This window comes from Frankia sp. CgKIO3 (assembly GCF_977946435.1).
The window spans coordinates 1-15,807 of record NZ_CDWTMO010000101.1 but is presented as its reverse complement, the minus strand read 5'-3'; the positions used below and the strand labels follow the sequence as shown (position 1 = coordinate 15,807).

General features: G+C 70.7%; 15 protein-coding genes and 1 pseudogene. 12 read left to right on the top strand and 4 right to left on the bottom strand.

Translation table 11 applies throughout. The annotated features are described in order from the left end of the window. Positions 1-156: 156 nt before the first annotated feature. Positions 157-1,332, bottom strand: coding sequence for a heparan-alpha-glucosaminide N-acetyltransferase domain-containing protein (locus AC08OJ_RS12725; protein ID WP_476593181.1), 1,176 nt, complete (start codon positions 1,330-1,332; stop codon positions 157-159). 122 nt (positions 1,333-1,454) lie between these two features. Between AC08OJ_RS12725 and AC08OJ_RS12720 the strand changes: the two genes are divergently transcribed. Further along, positions 1,455-1,829: a DUF952 domain-containing protein gene (locus AC08OJ_RS12720; RefSeq protein ID WP_476593182.1), complete on the top strand. Its 375-nt coding sequence runs from the start codon at positions 1,455-1,457 to the stop codon at positions 1,827-1,829. A gap of 44 nt (positions 1,830-1,873) precedes the next feature. Here the strand turns inward: AC08OJ_RS12720 and AC08OJ_RS12715 are convergent, their stop codons facing one another. Then, positions 1,874-2,173, bottom strand: coding sequence for a 4a-hydroxytetrahydrobiopterin dehydratase (locus tag AC08OJ_RS12715; RefSeq protein ID WP_476595824.1), 300 nt, complete (start codon positions 2,171-2,173; stop codon positions 1,874-1,876). Between the two features lie 160 nt (positions 2,174-2,333). On the opposite strand from AC08OJ_RS12715, the gene AC08OJ_RS12710 reads away from it, so the two are divergent. The 6 genes from AC08OJ_RS12710 (at position 2,334) to AC08OJ_RS12685 (ending at position 8,402) form a co-directional block, all read left to right on the top strand. Continuing rightward, on the top strand, positions 2,334-2,837 hold the full coding sequence (locus AC08OJ_RS12710; RefSeq protein WP_476593183.1) for a (deoxy)nucleoside triphosphate pyrophosphohydrolase: 504 nt from the start codon (positions 2,334-2,336) through the stop codon (positions 2,835-2,837). A 242-nt stretch (positions 2,838-3,079) separates the two neighbouring features. Continuing rightward, positions 3,080-4,942 carry a translational GTPase TypA gene (gene typA / locus AC08OJ_RS12705; protein ID WP_476595823.1) on the top strand — a complete coding sequence of 621 codons (1,863 nt, stop codon included), beginning with the start codon at positions 3,080-3,082 and terminating at the stop codon, positions 4,940-4,942. A 102-nt stretch (positions 4,943-5,044) separates the two neighbouring features. Then, positions 5,045-5,932, top strand: coding sequence for an N-acetyl-1-D-myo-inositol-2-amino-2-deoxy-alpha-D-glucopyranoside deacetylase (mshB, locus tag AC08OJ_RS12700; RefSeq protein WP_476593192.1), 888 nt, complete (start codon positions 5,045-5,047; stop codon positions 5,930-5,932). 151 nt (positions 5,933-6,083) lie between these two features. After that, complete coding sequence (locus AC08OJ_RS12695) at positions 6,084-7,088, top strand: S1C family serine protease (protein ID WP_476593185.1); 1,005 nt, start codon at positions 6,084-6,086, stop codon at positions 7,086-7,088. Between the two features lie 23 nt (positions 7,089-7,111). Further along, positions 7,112-7,618, top strand: coding sequence for a DUF6113 family protein (locus AC08OJ_RS12690; protein WP_476595822.1), 507 nt, complete (start codon positions 7,112-7,114; stop codon positions 7,616-7,618). A gap of 157 nt (positions 7,619-7,775) precedes the next feature. Beyond that, positions 7,776-8,402, top strand: a complete 627-nt coding sequence (locus tag AC08OJ_RS12685) for a flavin reductase family protein (protein ID WP_476593187.1) — start codon at positions 7,776-7,778, stop codon at positions 8,400-8,402. A gap of 36 nt (positions 8,403-8,438) precedes the next feature. Here the strand turns inward: AC08OJ_RS12685 and AC08OJ_RS12680 are convergent, their stop codons facing one another. After that, the gene (locus AC08OJ_RS12680) at positions 8,439-9,425 is read right to left on the bottom strand and encodes a transglutaminase family protein (protein ID WP_476595821.1); all 987 of its coding nucleotides are present in this window, start codon (positions 9,423-9,425) and stop codon (positions 8,439-8,441) included. After that, complete coding sequence (locus tag AC08OJ_RS12675) at positions 9,422-9,853, bottom strand: putative acetyltransferase (protein WP_476595825.1); 432 nt, start codon at positions 9,851-9,853, stop codon at positions 9,422-9,424. The genes AC08OJ_RS12680 and AC08OJ_RS12675 overlap by 4 nt, the downstream gene beginning before the upstream one ends. 88 nt (positions 9,854-9,941) lie before the next feature. On the opposite strand from AC08OJ_RS12675, the gene fdxA reads away from it, so the two are divergent. The 5 genes and pseudogenes from fdxA (at position 9,942) to AC08OJ_RS12650 (ending at position 15,428) form a co-directional block, all read left to right on the top strand. Then, positions 9,942-10,265 (top strand): ferredoxin, encoded by a 324-nt coding sequence (gene fdxA, locus AC08OJ_RS12670; protein WP_011438232.1) that lies wholly within the window; start codon positions 9,942-9,944, stop codon positions 10,263-10,265. 59 nt (positions 10,266-10,324) lie between these two features. Beyond that, a pseudogene (gene dapC, locus AC08OJ_RS12665) lies at positions 10,325-11,482 on the top strand (succinyldiaminopimelate transaminase); the annotation flags it as partial. Between the two features lie 92 nt (positions 11,483-11,574). After that, positions 11,575-12,417: a 2,3,4,5-tetrahydropyridine-2,6-dicarboxylate N-succinyltransferase gene (locus tag AC08OJ_RS12660; protein WP_476593190.1), complete on the top strand. Its 843-nt coding sequence runs from the start codon at positions 11,575-11,577 to the stop codon at positions 12,415-12,417. 53 nt (positions 12,418-12,470) lie between these two features. Then, positions 12,471-13,550: a succinyl-diaminopimelate desuccinylase gene (gene dapE, locus AC08OJ_RS12655; RefSeq protein WP_476593191.1), complete on the top strand. Its 1,080-nt coding sequence runs from the start codon at positions 12,471-12,473 to the stop codon at positions 13,548-13,550. Between the two features lie 276 nt (positions 13,551-13,826). Then, positions 13,827-15,428 (top strand): sugar transferase, encoded by a 1,602-nt coding sequence (locus AC08OJ_RS12650; RefSeq protein ID WP_476595820.1) that lies wholly within the window; start codon positions 13,827-13,829, stop codon positions 15,426-15,428. The last annotated feature ends 379 nt before the right edge of the window (positions 15,429-15,807 follow it).

Below are 15,807 nucleotides of genomic sequence, written 5' to 3'. Positions count from 1 at the left end.
TGCGGAAAACAAGCTTCAACGTCTGAGCAGCCTCCCGACCGCTATGGCCGGACCGCGAAGGAATGCGAGTCCGGAAGTAGCTTTGGGATCAACGGCCGCCTCTACAGCGAGGCTGTGGCCGCGGCCTGAAGATCTCCGGCGGCCGTGGTCACCGCGCTAAACGAGCTGCCGGGTGCCCCGGGTGGCCGCGGCGACGACCGCCTCGACCGGTCCTCGCATCCCGCTCGCCCGCCAGGCGGTGGCGACGGTCAGGGCCACGGCCGCCTGGAGCAGGAAGGACGGCGTCGGGTCCGCGGGGAGGAAGGATGCGGACATCACGATCACGTGGGCGCAGTAGAGGGTCAGCGTCATCGATCCGACGGCGATGAGCGGGACCAGCATCAGGGGCGGCAGCAGCCGGCTCAGGAGCAGGACGAACCCGAGCAGGGCGACCGCGGTCGCGTTGGTGTGCAGCAGATCGACGGGCGTGGACGAGTGCGGGGTATCGACGGCCAGCCACCACCAGGTGTTCGTCGGGGTGCTGCCGTACAGCCCGGCGTCGAGGATGGAGCGCACCGGCAGCGGCCTGACTCCCGCGACCTCGACGGGATCGACGGATTCGAGTGCGGCCATGCCTGCGGCGTGCCGGAGCAGTGCCCAGGAGGCCAGCGACGCCGCCGCGGCGATCGTGCCACCCCCCGCGAGCAGGGCGGCGGCGACCCGCGTGGACCGTAGATCCAGCCGGCCGGCCGCGAGTCCCACACAGAGATACCCGAGCCAGGCGAGCGCCGGATAGAAGCCGGTGAAGCCCATCTCCAGGGTCAGGCTCACCGGGTGGGTGAACACCCGGCCGAAGGTTGGGTCGTCAAGGGTCGGGGACGGCAGATGGTCCCGGCTGAGGAGGCCTGCGGCCGGGACGACCGCGAACGCCAGCACCGTGACGACGACCAGCGCTCCGAGCGGAGCCCGCAGCAGCGGCACGGCCAGGATGAACATCAACGCGTAGTAACAGAGGATCACCGCGATGCCAGAGTGGGTGTAGCCGAGGGCGAGGCCGATCGTCCCGATGCAGGCCGCTCGTGCCACAGTCGACGTGCGCGCCTGTGGCGCCGGCAGCCGGCCGGTCGACAACGCCAGCGCCACCCCGGCGAGTACCGCGAAGGCCGCCGAGGCCCGGCCGGAGGCGAGCAGATGCGCGGGGGTCGCCGCCCCGTCATCCTCGACCGCGGGATAGACGTGCGTCGCGACCATGCCGATCAGGGCGATGCCCCGCGCCGCGTCGACTCCGCGTAGGCGGCCTCCCCCGGGGGCCTGCGGGTAACGGGGCTGAAGCATCGCGGGCACGCCCTTCACACTGGTCTCCGGGCGGGGGTAGGTTTCGTCCGGCCCGCCGGGAGTATCTCCGGGCCGATGCGGGCACCGCGACCGTGGCTCGGCAGTCAACGACTGATGAGTGGTAAGGAGAGGGGGATGGCGTGATCTGCCATCTGGTGGGCCGGTCCGAGTGGGCGGCCGGGGCTGGCGGGTACCGCCCGGCGAGCCTGGCATCCGAGGGGTTCATCCATTTCTCCGCCCCGGAGCAGGCCGTGGCCACCGCGAACCGGTACTACGCCGGGCATGCGGACCTGCTGCTGGTCGTCGTCGACCCGGAGTGGCTGAGCGCGGAGCTGCGCTGGGAGCCGCCGGCGGCCGGGGCGCCCGCCGGCCAGGCGCCCGCGGGGGGCACGCCCGCGCCAGGGGAGCTCTTCCCGCATCTCTATGGGATGATCGACACCGGCGCGGTGACGATCGTCGTACCGTTCCCGCCTGATCCGGATGGTGTCTTCAGGATGCTGCCCAGCCTCTGGTGATCTCCAGATCTGTTCGGTACGAGACGTCTGTTCGGTACGAGAGCTCAGTACGAGACACCGGCCGAGTACAGGATCTGTGAGATCCTGCGGGCCAGGGCCACGTCCAGCTCGGTGACGCCGCCGACCGAGTGGGTCCAGACCGTGAAGGTCGTTGTTCCCGGGCCCCGCTCGACGACCGGATGATGGTTCATCGCGTCCGCTGCCTGTATGACCTCGGCCACGATCGCATCGGCCTCGTCCCCGTCCAGCATGATCTCCAACTGGATCCGGTCGGCGTCGCCGATCCAGCCGGGTAGTGCCGCCAACGCCTCGGCGACTTCGGTGGTGTCCAGTCTGCTCGGCATACCGATTCCCTCCGGCTGGTGATTCTCTGATTCTCTGGCTTGCGGTCCGACGTCCCGCTGCTGGGCGAGCCGTCCTGGTGGAGCCACCCGAAAGGCTCATCAGACACGATCCGCCGGGAACGGATCCACGGCTGGCCGGACTCTGGGAGAGTCCGGCACCATGAACGCGGATGTGGAGGGCTTGGATGCCCTCCCTTCTACCCATGGACGACGGCGTGGAACACCCGAGGACCGGGACGGCAGCGACGTCCCGGTGGTGAGGGGACGTCTGGTCGTCGCCGTCGCGCTGCTCGACGATGATCGCCGGGTGCTGGCCGCCCGGCGCCGGGAACCGCATCCCTATGCCGGGATGTGGGAGTTTCCGGGCGGCAAGGTCGAGCCCGGCGAGCACGAGCTCGACGCGCTCGCCCGGGAGTGCCGGGAGGAGCTCGACGTCGAGATCGAGGTCGGTCCGCCGCTCGGCGAGGTCGGGCTGTCCAGCCCCGGGTGGGTGCTGCGGGTGTGGCTCGGCCGGGTGACGCGCCGGCAGCCCCAGCCCGTCGAGCATGACGAGCTGCGCTGGCTCGGCGTAGCCGAACTGGACGATGTCCGGTGGATGCCGGCCGACGGGCCCCTGGTGGCGGAGTTGCGCCGCGTGCTGTCGACTCCCGGATCGCTTTTCTGAACGCCGGCTCTTCTGAACGCCGGCGACGGGAGGTCGCGGACCGGTGAAGCCCGTTGTAGCCGTGGCATCCGTACCATGAGTGGCGGTGCGACCGTTGCCGGTGTACGCGTGACGGGCAGATCGTCGTGCCGCGGCGCCGACACCATGGCGGGCACCCGCCAGAACGTTCGCGTCACCGGTTCATGCGTTACCGTCGTTTCATGCGGTGACGTCGTCGTCGTTGTTGCGGGGTCGCGAACCCCATGTCCGCCCCGGAGCGCATCACCGTGTCTCTTCGTGCCGATCTTCGAAACGTGGCAATCATCGCCCATGTCGACCACGGCAAGACCACCCTCGTTGACGCCATGCTGCGCCAGTCCGGCGCGTTCGGCGAGCATGCCGAGCTCACCGACCGCGTGATGGACTCGATGGACCTGGAGCGTGAGAAGGGCATCACGATTCTCGCGAAGAACACCGCGGTCCGTTACGGCGACATCACGATCAACATCGTCGACACGCCCGGTCACGCCGACTTCGGCGGTGAGGTCGAGCGTGGCCTGTCGATGGTCGACGGCGTCCTGCTGCTCGTGGACGCGAGTGAGGGCCCACTGCCCCAGACGCGCTTCGTCCTGCGCAAGGCGCTCGCGGCGCGGCTGCCGGTGGTGCTCGTCATCAACAAGGTGGACCGGTCGGACGCCCGGATCACCGAGGTGGTCGACGAGACCTACGAGCTTTTCCTCGACCTCGACGCCGACGAGGACCAGATCGACTTCCCGATCGTCTACTGCAACGCGAAGGCGGGCCGTGCCTCCACCACCCGCCCGGCCGACGGGGTGAGCCCGGACTCACCCGATCTCAAGCCGCTGTTCGACCTTCTGCTGGAGACCGTGCCGGCCCCGTCGTTCGATCCGGACGCGCCGCTGCAGGCCCTGGTCACCAACCTCGACGCGTCCCCGTACCTCGGCCGGCTCGCGCTGTGCCGGGTGCACAGCGGCACGATCAAGCGTGGTCAGCCGGCGACGCTGTGCCGGGCCGACGGCAGCCAGCAGCGCGTCAAGATCAGCGAGATGCTGATGACGCAGGCGCTCGAGCGGGTGCCGGCGGAGTCGGCCGGGCCGGGCGACATCATCGCCATCGCTGGCATCCCCGACATCACGATCGGGGAGACCCTCGCCGACGCCGATGATCCCCGGCCGCTGCCGGTCATCACCGTCGACGAACCGTCCATCAGCATGACGATTGGCATCAACACCTCCCCGCTCGCCGGCCGTTCCGGCAAGAAGCTGACGGCACGGCTGGTCAAGAACCGGCTGGACGCCGAGCTCATCGGCAACGTGTCGATCCGGGTACTGCCCACCGAGCGGCCGGACACCTGGGAGGTGCAGGGCCGCGGGGAGCTGCAGCTCGCCGTGCTCGTCGAGCTGATGCGGCGCGAGGACTTCGAGCTGACCGTCGGCAAGCCGCAGGTCGTCACCCGCATTGTCGACGGCAAGATCCACGAGCCGGTGGAGCGCCTCACCATCGACGCGCCCGAGGAGTTCCTCGGCACGCTGACCCAGCTGCTCGCGCTGCGCAAGGGCCGGGTCGAGCAGATGGTCAACCACGGCACCGGCTGGATCCGGCTGGAGTACCTGGTCCCGGCCCGCGGGCTGATCGGGTTCCGGACCGAGTTCCTCACCGAGACCCGCGGTACCGGGCTGCTGCACCACGTCTTCGACCGGTACGAGCCCTGGTTCGGGGAGCTGCGCACCCGGGCGACAGGCTCCATGGTCGCCGACCGCAGCGGGGTGGCGACCGCGTACGCCCTGTTCAACCTCCAGGAACGCGGCACGATGTTTGTCGGGCCGACGACCGAGGTCTACGAGGGCATGATCGTGGGTGAGAACTCCCGGGCGGACGACATGGACGTCAACCCGACCAAGGAAAAGAAGCTCACCAACATGCGTTCATCCACCGGCGACGAGCTGGTCCGGCTCACCCCGCACCGGGTACTCACCCTTGAGCAGGCGTTGGAATTCTGCCGCGAGGACGAGTGCGTGGAGGTCACCCCGGGCTTCGTGCGGCTGCGCAAGGTGGCGCTGACCGCCGCCGAACGCGAGAAGATCCGTTCCCGCCGCCGAGCCTGAGCCCGGTCCCCAGATTGCGGCAAAGTCGCCCGTAGGGTCGTCAATGTGACGACAGTTGCCCCATCATCACCCTCTACTGCGCCACTTCCCGCCCGGCGGGCGATGTTCGCGCACGCCTACCCCGATGACGAGGTGATCTCGACGGGGATCGCGCTTGCCTCGTACGCCGCCGCCCCCGACACCCACGTCACCCTCGTGACGTGCACATTGGGGGAGGAGGGAGAGGTACTGGTGCCCGAGCTGATCAATCTGCAGGCGGATCGGGGCGATCAGCTCGGCGGCTACCGGATCGGCGAGCTGGCCGGTGCCTGCGCCGCGCTCGGCATCACCGACCAGCGTTTTCTTGGCGGTCCCGGGCGTTGGCGGGACAGCGGGATGATCGGTACCCCTGCCAACGACCATCCCCGCTGTCTGTGGCGGGCGGACCTGGACGAGGCCGCGGCGGAGCTGGTGCGGATCGTGCGCGAGGTCCGGCCGCAGGTGCTCGTCAGCTACGACGCCCGCGGTGGTTACGGGCACCCCGATCACATCCGGGCCCACGAACTCACCCGGAGGGCCTTCACCGACGCCGCCGACCCGTCCTTCGCCCCGCAGGCCGGTCCGGCCTGGCAGGTCGCCAAGCGCTACGAGACGGCGCTGGCGCGGTCGAGCGCCGTCGCGGGCTTCGAGTACTTCCGCGATTCCGCCGCTGAGAGCAGCCCGTTCGCGGGTCTGAAGTCCGTGGACGAGCTGGGGATGACGCTTGTCGACGATGCGGACATTACGACCGAGCTCTCCGCTCCCCACTTCTTCGAGGCGAAGATCGCCGCCATGCGGTCGTACCGGACACAGATGAGCGTCGACGGGTTCTTTTTCGCGCTCGCCGACGGCATCGGTCAGCGAGCCTGGAGTGTCGAGCACTTCGTGCTGGCCGAGGGCGCCCGGGGGCCGGGGGACGGTCCGGGCGAGCGGGAGCGGGACCTGTTCGCCGGTCTCGTGTGTGAGTCCTGATCGACTCCAACGCCCCGGCCCGCTGACGACCTGGCCCGCTCGCCCGCCTGCCGGCCGCGGTGGCACAGGCACCTCGGTGGGAATGTTCTGGACGGCCCCGTGTTCGTAACGCTGTAATCAATGTAAGTGTGGCGTCGGCCGAGGAGGTCGGATGCGGACCACACGTGCCAGGGGAGACGGACCCGACCCGGCGCGGCCCGGCGGTTCCCCGCCGGTCGAGCCGCTGGACGCCTATTCCGCGGTCGTGACCCGGGTGGCCGCGGCGCTGACCCCGTCGGTGGCGAGCCTACGGGTGCGTACCCGGAGCGGCGCGGGGGCCGGTTCCGGGGTGGTGTTCACCGACGACGGGTTCCTGCTGACCTCCGCGCACGTCGTCGAGGGGCATCGGGCCACCTCCGGAGCGTCGGTCGGGCTGGCGCAGTTCGCGGACGGCACCGAGCGCGAGGTCGACCTGGTGGGTGCCGATCCGCTCTCGGACCTGGCCGTGCTGCGGGCCCGGGGCACGACCCCGCCGGCTGCCGTCCTCGGGGACGCCGCGGGTCTGCGGGTCGGCCAGCTCGTCGTGGCTGTCGGCAACCCGCTGGGGCTCACCGGCAGCGTGACCGCCGGGGTCGTCAGCGCCCTCGGCCGGTCGTTGCCGACCCGTTCGGGCTCGGCCGTGCGGGTGGTCGACGAGGTGATCCAGACCGACGCGGCCCTCAACCCGGGTAACTCCGGCGGGGCGCTGGTCACGGCCGACGCCCGGGTGGTGGGGGTGAACACCGCTGTCGCCGGTGTCGGCCTGGGGCTGGCCGTCCCGGTGAACGACACGACGAGGAAGATCCTCGCCGCGTTGATGCGCGACGGCCGGGTCCGCCGGGCGTACCTGGGGGTCGCGGGGGCGGGCGTTCCGCTGCCGCCCGCCGTGGCCGAGCGGATCGGGCAGCGCCACGGTGTCTGGCTGGCCGAGGTGGTTGTCGGCAGCCCGGCCGGGATCGCCGGGCTGTTCACCGGGGATCTCGTCCTGTCGGTGGCCGGGACGCCCGTCGTTACCCCGGGTGATCTCCAGCGACTGCTGACCGAGGGCACGATCGGCCGGTCAGTGGAACTCACGGTGTGGCGGCGGGGCGCGTTGGTGGACGTGATCGTCGTACCCGCCGAGCTGGTGACCGCCTGAGGACCGGGCGGGCCCGGCGGACGATGTCCTACTGTCGGAGAATGCCCCGTCCCAGCGCCGGTCCCCGCCGGACGCCGCCCTCAACCCGGTTGTCCCGACAGCCGGCGCGGCCGTCGTTGCAACCGTCCCCGGACCCGCAACCCGGCAGGGCCTTTCTGACCGCCTCCTACACACTGGGGGTATTTCTGGGGGTCGGGCTGGGTCTCTACGGCGTCTTCCTCGTTCCCGCCGGTCCGCGGCCGGGGGGGATGCTGCTGTCGCTCGGCGTACTGGTCGCGCTGGTGGGCAACGGGGGTGCCGCGCTGCTGGTGCGGTGGCTGACGGGCACCCGGCTGGGACCCACGACCGTGCTCATCGGCTGGGCCGTCGTCGTGCTGCTGTTCGCCAGTTCCCGCCCCGAGGGGGACCTGTTGTTGCGGGCGAGCGGATTCGGGTACGCGTTCCTGTTGCTCGGGGCACTGAGCCCGATCGCGGTCATCGTCCTCGCCGGGGCACGGCGGGGGCTCGCGGTGCTTCCTCCCGGTCGCTGAGCACCGGTCCGGCCACCCGGTCGTCCGGTCACCCGGTCGTCCGTCTCGCCCTGGGAGATGTCACCGGCTCTTGTGATGTGGGAGATGTCACCGGCCCTTGGGGACTGTCGCCCACGTGGTGAGCCCACGCGGTGAGCGGAGCGGGTAGCGTGGTCGGGTGGGCAGTCCTGCGCACCGTGGAGAGAACCGGGCCGGCGCGCCCGCCTCCCAGACCTCCCAGACCCTCCAGGCCGACCGGCCGACGCTGCGGACGGCGGACTTCCGCAGGGCGGTCGGCAGGTTCGCTACCGGAGTGACGGTCCTCACGACCGTCGCCGACGGTCGCCATCTCGGCATGACGGCGAACTCGTTCGTCTCGGTCTCCCTCGACCCGCTGCTGGTGCTCGCCAGCATCCGCCGGGACGCCCGCTTCCATGGTCCGCTCATGGCCTCGGGGGTGTGGGGAGTCTCGGTGCTTGCCGAGGACATGGCCGAGACGTCGCGCTACTTTGCGAAACGCGCGTATGACCAGCCCGGCGACATGTTCGCGGGATGGGAGCACTCGATCGGGCCAGAGACCGGAGTGGTCCTGTTCGACGGCGCGCTGTCGGTCTTCGAGTGCCGGACAGTCACGACCCATCCCGGGGGGGATCACACCCTCGTCCTCGGTGAGGTCGTCTCGTTCGCCCAGCCGCGGGACGATGTCGGACCGCTCGTCTTCTACGACGGGCGCTACCTCGACCCGGTGGGTGCGGATACGGGAGGAACAGAGGCGCGGAGGGAAACAGACGGTTCCCGAAGCTAACGGGCGATTCCCGAGGCGAGCGGGCGGTCTCCGGGGCTAGTTGAGCCGGGCGCGGGCCGCGGCGGCGGCTTGGCGGGCGGCCGCCGCGGCGGCCGGCTCGACCGCGGCCACCGTGTTGGCGAACGCGGCCAGATCGGTGGCCCCGCCGAGAAAGTCGCCCAACCGGACGCGGAGCTCGCCGCGCTCCCGGCGCAGGCTCGCCGGGTGGTGGGGGAGCAGCAGGGACAGCTCGACGGCCCACAGCCGCATGTGCGGCGCGTCCGAGCGCGCCCCGAGGACCCGGATGTTGCCGAGGATCCGGGTGAGCACATCCTGCGCGCTCATCGGGGCGAGGTGGGCACGGGTGAAGGCGAACCCGGCCGCGCGTACCTTTTCTGCGGCGTCGTGCACCGTCAGTAGCCGGCCGGCGGCGAACGGATCGACGAGCACGTGGTCCTGGGGGGAACCCACCGCGACCACGACGTGCCCCGGAAGCCCGACGGGATAGGCGGGGACCCCGAGCCGGGCGGCCACCTCGAGCCAGACGACGGAGAGCAGGATCGGCAGGCCGCGCCGCCGGCGCAGCACATCGGGGAGCAGCGAGGAGCGGAGGTCGGTGTAGTCGTCCTCGGCCCCGGCGAAGCCGGCGGCGAGCCCCAGGGACTCGTGCAGCGTCTCGGCGGCGATCCTCGGGTCGAAATCCCCCGCTCCCGGGCCGACCCCCTCCAAGCGCCCCGCCGCCTCGGATCCGGATCCCGGCTGTGCCTGCCCGGGTGGTGCCTGCCCCGGTGCGCCGGTCTGGCGTGCCATCGGCGTACCGTGGTCGGCCCGGGGGAACCGGGACCGTCGGCTCGAGGTCGTCCGCGCGGCGAGCAGTGGACGGGCCTGCGCGGCGAGTGTGTCGAGGGCGTTCAGGGTGGCGGTGGCGTCGGGGATGTCGGCTGCCGGGTCGACCTCGGCGGTGAGCAGATGGCAGGCGACCGCCAGGTCGATCGGCTCGCGGCGCACGACCTCGGCGAACCTGCCGCGGCTGCGGGTGCTCACGAGAGCTCGCTCGGAGCGTTCACGCCGGGGGCAGCCGCCTCCGGGGCAGCCGCTCCTGGTGGGGCAGCCGCCTTCGAATCGGGCGCCTCTGGATCGGGCGTGTCCGGATCGGGCGGGTCCGGGACGGTCGTCCCCAGGACAGTCGCCTTCGGGGTAGTCGTATTCGGGACAATCTCCGTGAGAGCCGTCGCACCCGGGACATTCCGCGTACGTCGTGTCGGTGGGCGGGGTGGGATGACGCGTGCCGCTACGACGGCATCCTCGGTAACCTGGACGGGTGTGCCCTCGGCAGTGACAACCGTGAGCACACCCGATGACCATGACCGCAACGTTCCGAGAACATCACTGAGAGATACCGGTCCGGGGATGCGGTGGCGGAGCATAACTCGCGCGCCGATATCGGCCGGAGTGATGCGGACGACATACACCACCAGCGCACGCCCTTGTTGTCGACACGGAACTGTCCAGGTCGATACTAAGGACTCAGTCGCCCGTGAGCCCGAGGAGGAAAAACCGGTGACCTACGTCATCGCAGAGCCCTGCGTCGATGTCAAGGACAGGGCCTGCATCGAGGAGTGCCCGGTCGACTGCATCTACGAAGGCGGACGGATGCTCTACATCCAGCCTGACGAGTGCGTCGACTGTGGTGCCTGTGAGCCGGTCTGCCCGGTGGAGGCCATCTACTACGAGGACGACGTTCCCGATCAGTGGAAGGGGTACACCGACACCAACGCGAACTTCTTTGAGGAGCTCGGGTCGCCTGGCGGCGCATCGAAGGTCGGCGCCTTGGACTTCGACCCGCCGACGGTCGCCGCGCTGGCTCCTCAGGGCGAGTCCTGAGCGGCCCTGGGAGACCCGGCAACATCTCCGGAGTCCCGCGGTCACCGGCCCGGTCCCGGGTGCGGCTGCCCGACTTCCCGTGGGACCAGCTGGTCTCCTTCAAGGAGAAGGCCCGGCTGCATCCCTACGGGTTGGTCGACCTCTCGGTGGGTACTCCGGTCGACGCCGCGCCGGCCGTCGTGCAGCAGGCGCTGGCCGGCTCCGCTGACGCTCCGGGGTACCCGCTGACCGCGGGTACCCCGGAGCTGAGCGAGGCGGCGGCCGGCTGGCTGGCCCGCCGGCTCGGCGTGCTCGTCGACCCGGGCGCGGTGCTGCCTGTGCTCGGGACGAAGGAACTGGTGGCTCAGCTCCCCGGTCAGCTCGGGCTCGAACCTGGTGACCGGGTGTGGGTGCCGACTCCGGCCTATCCGACCTACGAGGTCGGCGCGCTGCTCGCCCGCTGCGAACCGGTGGTGGGCCCGGCCGACGGGGTGACCCTGATCTGGTTGAACTCGCCGGGGAACCCGACCGGGCGGGTGCTCACGGTCGACGAGATGCGCGCCGTGGTCACCTGGGCGCGGGAGCGCGGTGTGATCGTCGCCAGCGACGAGTGCTACATCGAGCTGGGCTGGGAGAGCCGGCCCGTCTCGGTGCTGCACCCCGACGTGTGCGGCGGCTCCCACGAGGGACTGCTGGCGGTGCATTCGCTGTCGAAGCGGTCCAACCTCGCGGGATACCGGGCCGGGTTCGTCACCGGTGACTCGGCCCTGGTCGAGGGCCTCCTCGCGGTCCGCAAGCACGCCGGCTTCATGATGCCGACGCCCGTGCAGGCCGCCATGGCGGCCGCGTACGCCGACGACATGCATGTGGCGGATCAGCGGGCGCGCTACGCCAACCGGCGGGCCGTCCTCGCGGCGGCACTCGCGGTCGCGGGATTCACCATCGATCACAGCGAGGCCGGCCTCTACCTGTGGGCAACCCGGGGTGAGGACGCCTGGGCCACGGTGGACGCGCTGGCCGAGGTCGGGATACTCGTCGCGCCCGGGACGTTTTACGGGGAGGCTGGCCGGTATCACGTCCGGATCGCCCTGACCGCTGCGGACTCGCAGGTGGCGACCGTTCCCGAACGGATGACGATGCTGTCGCCGGTCGCCGCCACGGGGCAGCCCGACTACGGCGCTCGGCCTGGCCACGGCGCTCGGCCCGACTACGGTCAGTCGATCGCTCAGGGTAGCTATGGGGGCGCCGAGCCGGACATCCGTTAGCACCCGGCCCGGATCCGTGGCCCCGCTACCTCGCGAGGCCGGGGCCACCTCGTAGGGTCGGGCTTGTGAGCGCCTCGAACACATCCCTCGACTCTCCGATCGATCCCGCCGTCGACGAACTGTGGGAACGGCGGGCGGAGCTGAACACTGACGACGCCGACGCCCGCAAGATCGTGGTGGCCGCCGTCGACGCCATCGATGCGGGCGTGGCCCGGGTCGCCACGGTCACCGCGGGCGGCTCGGTCGCCGTTGACGAGCGGGCCAAGCGGGCGATCCTGCTGTCCTTCAAGGTTCTCGCCATGGTCGAGTCGTCCGCGGGTGACTTCCGCTTCCATGACCGGGTGCCGCTCAAGACCCGATTCGACGGCGTGCGGGTGGTACCGGGCGCGATCGTGCGCTGGGGCGCGCACGTCGAGCCCGGGGCCGTCCTCATGCCGAGCTACACCAACATCGGCGGCTACGTCGGTGCCGGCACCCTCGTCGACACCTGGGCCACGGTCGGGTCCTGCGCCCAGGTCAGCCGCAACGTGCACCTGTCCGGTGGGGCCGGGCTCGGCGGGGTTCTGGAGCCGCCGAACGCGGTCCCTGTCGTCGTCGAGGACGACGCCTTCGTCGGCAGTCGCTGCATGGTGGTGGACGGCGCGCGGGTGCGCCGCGGGGCCAAACTCGGCGCCGGGGCGATCCTGACCGCCTCCACCCATGTCTTCGACGCCACGACCGGCGCGGAATACCCGCGCGGGGAGATCCCGGAGCGGGCGGTCGCGGTCGGTTCCAACCGGGTGAAGTCGTTCCCGGGCGGGGAGTTCGCGATGCCCTGCATCCTGGTGCTGCGGACGCTCGCCGAGGGCGAGATCCACGACAAGCTGGCGCTGAACGACATCCTGCGGGAGCACGGCGTCGCCGGCTAACGATCCTGTCACCGGTTAACGATTCGCTGGCCCGGTGGCCGTAGGGTGACGGCATGAGCCTCGACCTCACGGCGCCCGTCGGCGAGCTGACCCGGGCGCTGGTCGACGTGCCCTCGGTAAGTGGGGACGAGGCCGCCCTCGCGGATGCGGTGGAGAAGGCGCTCACCGCGGTGGACGGGCTGCGGGTCGACCGGGACGGTGACGCCGTGGTGGCCAGGACCGAGCTGGGGCTGCCCGGCCGGATCCTGCTCGCCGGCCATCTGGACACCGTTCCGCTGGCGGGCAACCTGCCCTCGCGTGTGGTGGGCGGGCGGCTCTACGGCTGCGGGACCTCGGACATGAAGGCAGGGGTCGCGGTCGCGCTGCGGCTCGCGGGCACGCTCCCGGTCGCCACGCCCGGCGCGATGAGTCACGACGTCACCTGGGTTTGCTATGACCACGAGGAGGTCGAGGTGGCCCGCAACGGGCTGCGCCGGCTCGCCGCCCGGCACCGGGACTGGCTGGCGGCGGATCTGGCCATCCTGATGGAACCGACCTCCGGCGAGATCGAGGCGGGTTGCCAGGGCACCCTGCGGGTGGTCGTGACGCTCCCCGGCACCCGGGCGCACTCGGCCCGGTCGTGGCTCGGGGACAACGCCATCCACAAGGCCGGCGATCTGCTCCGCCGCCTCGCCGGCTACCGGGCGCGGACGGTGACGCTGGACGGCTGCACTTACCGCGAGGGGCTCTGCGCGGTGCGGATCGACGGTGGGGTAGCGGGCAACGTGATCCCCGACCGGTGCCAGGTCACGGTAAACTTCCGGTTCGCCCCGGACCGCGGCCCCGACGAGGCGGTGGAGCATGTCCGCGAGGTGTTGGGGGGCTACGACGTCGAGGTCACCGATCTCGCTGGCGGGGCGCTGCCCGGGCTCGCCGCCCCGCCCGCGGCGGCGTTCGTCGTCGCCACCGGTCGAGTGCCGGTGGCGAAGTACGGCTGGACGGACGTGGCGCGCTTCGCCGAGCTCGGAATCCCGGCGCTCAACTACGGGCCGGGCGATCCCAACCTGGCCCATACCCGGGACGAGTACGTCGAGCTCGCCGCGATCGACGAGGCCGAGCGGCTGCTACGGGCGTACCTGTCCGGTGTTGCTTGACCGTGGTGTCGCTGGACGCCTAGTTGCGATTTTTGTTACGCGTATGAGTCATCGTGGGTTGACGCCGTGGATCCTCCCATCTCGGCACGTTAGAGTTACGCGCGTACGTGCAGTGCCGGTCGGATGGGGGGTCCGGATGGTCGGTGGTGCGGCGGGTTCGGGGGCTCGGCACCAGGCCGGGGCGCGTCGATACACAGGTGACACGCGTTGTCGGCGCCAACCAGTGTTCTCCCCGTCGTCGGTCCGAAGATGTTGCGGCCGTGGGGGGTCTGCCAGGTGACGGGCACTGTCTTCAGCCATGCACAGGTGGGATTGGCCGCGGGGCCGGGCACGGATGCCATCCCGAAACCGCTCGACGGGGCCGATGGGCCCGCCTGGTACGACCGCTACGAGGTGGGCGCGGACCGAGCGTCCGACGGTGCCGTCGGCTACCGGGCGAAGGTTCGCTGGGAACGGCCGTACGGCTGGCTGCTCGTGGGCTCCGACGCGGCCGCCTGCGTGGTCGCGGCGGGAGTGGCCCACCTGGTCCGGTTCGGCGGACTGGTCGAGTTCGACCTGAAGCCGGTCTCCGCGACGCCGTATGTCGCCATGTCGATCCTGCTGCCCGTCGCATGGGTGTTGTCGATGTACCTGAGCCGGGCGTACGAGAGCCGGTTCCTCGGCAGTGGCTCGGAGGAGTTCCGCCGGGTCCTCAACGCCGCCGCGCAGCTCACCGCGGTGGTGGCCGTCCTGTCCTATGCGACCAAGGCCGAGCTCGCGCGTGCCTACGTGCTGATCGCCTTCCCGGCGGCGCTGCTGCTGACCGTGGCCGGCCGCGCCGCCGCGCGCGGCTACCTGCACCGGATGCGCCGGGCGGGTCGTTGCCTGCACCGGGTGCTCGTGGTCGGGGCCGGGGAGTCGGCTGCCACCCTGGTCCGGCTGGCCCAGCGCGATCCGACGTCGGGCTGGGCGGTCGTCGGTGTCGTGCTTGACCGCTCGCCCGGCCGGCACAGTCACGACCGGCCGGAACGCAGTGGGTTCGACCTGCTGGGGGTGCCGATCGTCGGCACCTCGGAGACCCTGCACACTGCCATCACGGCCACGCACGCCACCACGGTCGCGATCAGTCCGCAGATGGACGGCGAGACGCTGCGCCGGGTGCTGTGGACGCTGGAGGGCAGCGACGTCGACGTGCTGGTCTCCTCGGCGCTGACCGACGTGACCGGGCCGCGGATCTCGATCCGTCCGGTGGCCGGGCTGCCGCTGCTGCACATCGAGGAGCCGGAGCTCACCGGTACCCGTCGGGTGATGAAGATGGTCTTCGACCGGTGCGTGGCCGGAACGATCATCCTGCTGTTCTCCCCGTTGCTGCTCGGTCTCGGGCTCGCGGTGCGACTGACCAGCCGCGGCCCGGCGTTGTTCAAGCAGACCCGGGTGGGGCGGGGTGGTGAGCACTTCACCATGTACAAGTTCCGGTCGATGTACGTCGACGCGGAGGCGCGTAAGGCGGAGCTGGAGTCCCGCAACGAACGGGCCGAGGGGCTGCTGTTCAAGATGCGTGACGACCCGCGGATCACCAAGGTCGGGAAGTTCCTGCGCAAGTGGTCGCTCGACGAGCTGCCGCAGTTGTTCAACGTGCTGGGCGGCACGATGTCGCTGGTGGGGCCGCGCCCGCCGCTGCCGTCGGAGGTCGCCCGCTATGAGGACGACGTGCACCGCCGGCTGATGGTGAAGCCGGGGCTGACCGGCCTGTGGCAGATCAGCGGCCGGTCGGACCTCGAATGGGACGAGTCGGTGCGCTTGGATCTGCGGTACGTGCAGAACTGGTCGCTGCCCCTCGACTTCTACATCCTCTGGCGTACCGTGTTCGCGGTCCTGCGCCGCGAGGGTGCGTACTAAAAGGGAGCGTACTGCGCCGTATCCGTCCCGGACCGTAGCCGGTCGCACAACACGGGCACGGTCGCCAACCTCAATGTGTGGTCAGGGATGCATCAGGCGGACCGAACCGCAACCAGGCCGGCCAGAACAGCTGCCGGCGCTTCCGTCTCGCCGTCCTCGCGTATAGTTTGCTCATCTGGCTTCGCAGCCCCGACCGGCCCTCCCTGCGTGGCGGGCACCTGTTCATGCTTGGCGTGCCGCGGACCCGCGGGTCCGTTATTCTAACGGCCGGTCTAGGTTTGATGCGCCTGGCATCGACGTTAAAATTAAAATCTCCTCGGATAGCCACGGCCGATGTCCGGATGGCATGCTGGGTGCCGGGCAGGCCGCGTCTTCGGAG

What these genes read in the sequence shown, in the direction of transcription:
- AC08OJ_RS12695 (WP_476593185.1), top strand. Translation starts at nt 6,084, where the DNA reads ATGCGGACCACACGTGCCAGGGGAGACGGACCCGACCCGGCGCGGCCC.
- AC08OJ_RS12690 (WP_476595822.1), top strand. Translation starts at nt 7,112, where the DNA reads ATGTCCTACTGTCGGAGAATGCCCCGTCCCAGCGCCGGTCCCCGCCGG.
- AC08OJ_RS12710 (WP_476593183.1), top strand. Translation starts at nt 2,334, where the DNA reads ATGAACGCGGATGTGGAGGGCTTGGATGCCCTCCCTTCTACCCATGGA.
- AC08OJ_RS12715 (WP_476595824.1), bottom strand. Translation starts at nt 2,173, where the DNA reads ATGCCGAGCAGACTGGACACCACCGAAGTCGCCGAGGCGTTGGCGGCA.
- dapE (WP_476593191.1), top strand. Translation starts at nt 12,471, where the DNA reads ATGAGCCTCGACCTCACGGCGCCCGTCGGCGAGCTGACCCGGGCGCTG.
- mshB (WP_476593192.1), top strand. Translation starts at nt 5,045, where the DNA reads ATGTTCGCGCACGCCTACCCCGATGACGAGGTGATCTCGACGGGGATC.
- typA (WP_476595823.1), top strand. Translation starts at nt 3,080, where the DNA reads ATGTCCGCCCCGGAGCGCATCACCGTGTCTCTTCGTGCCGATCTTCGA.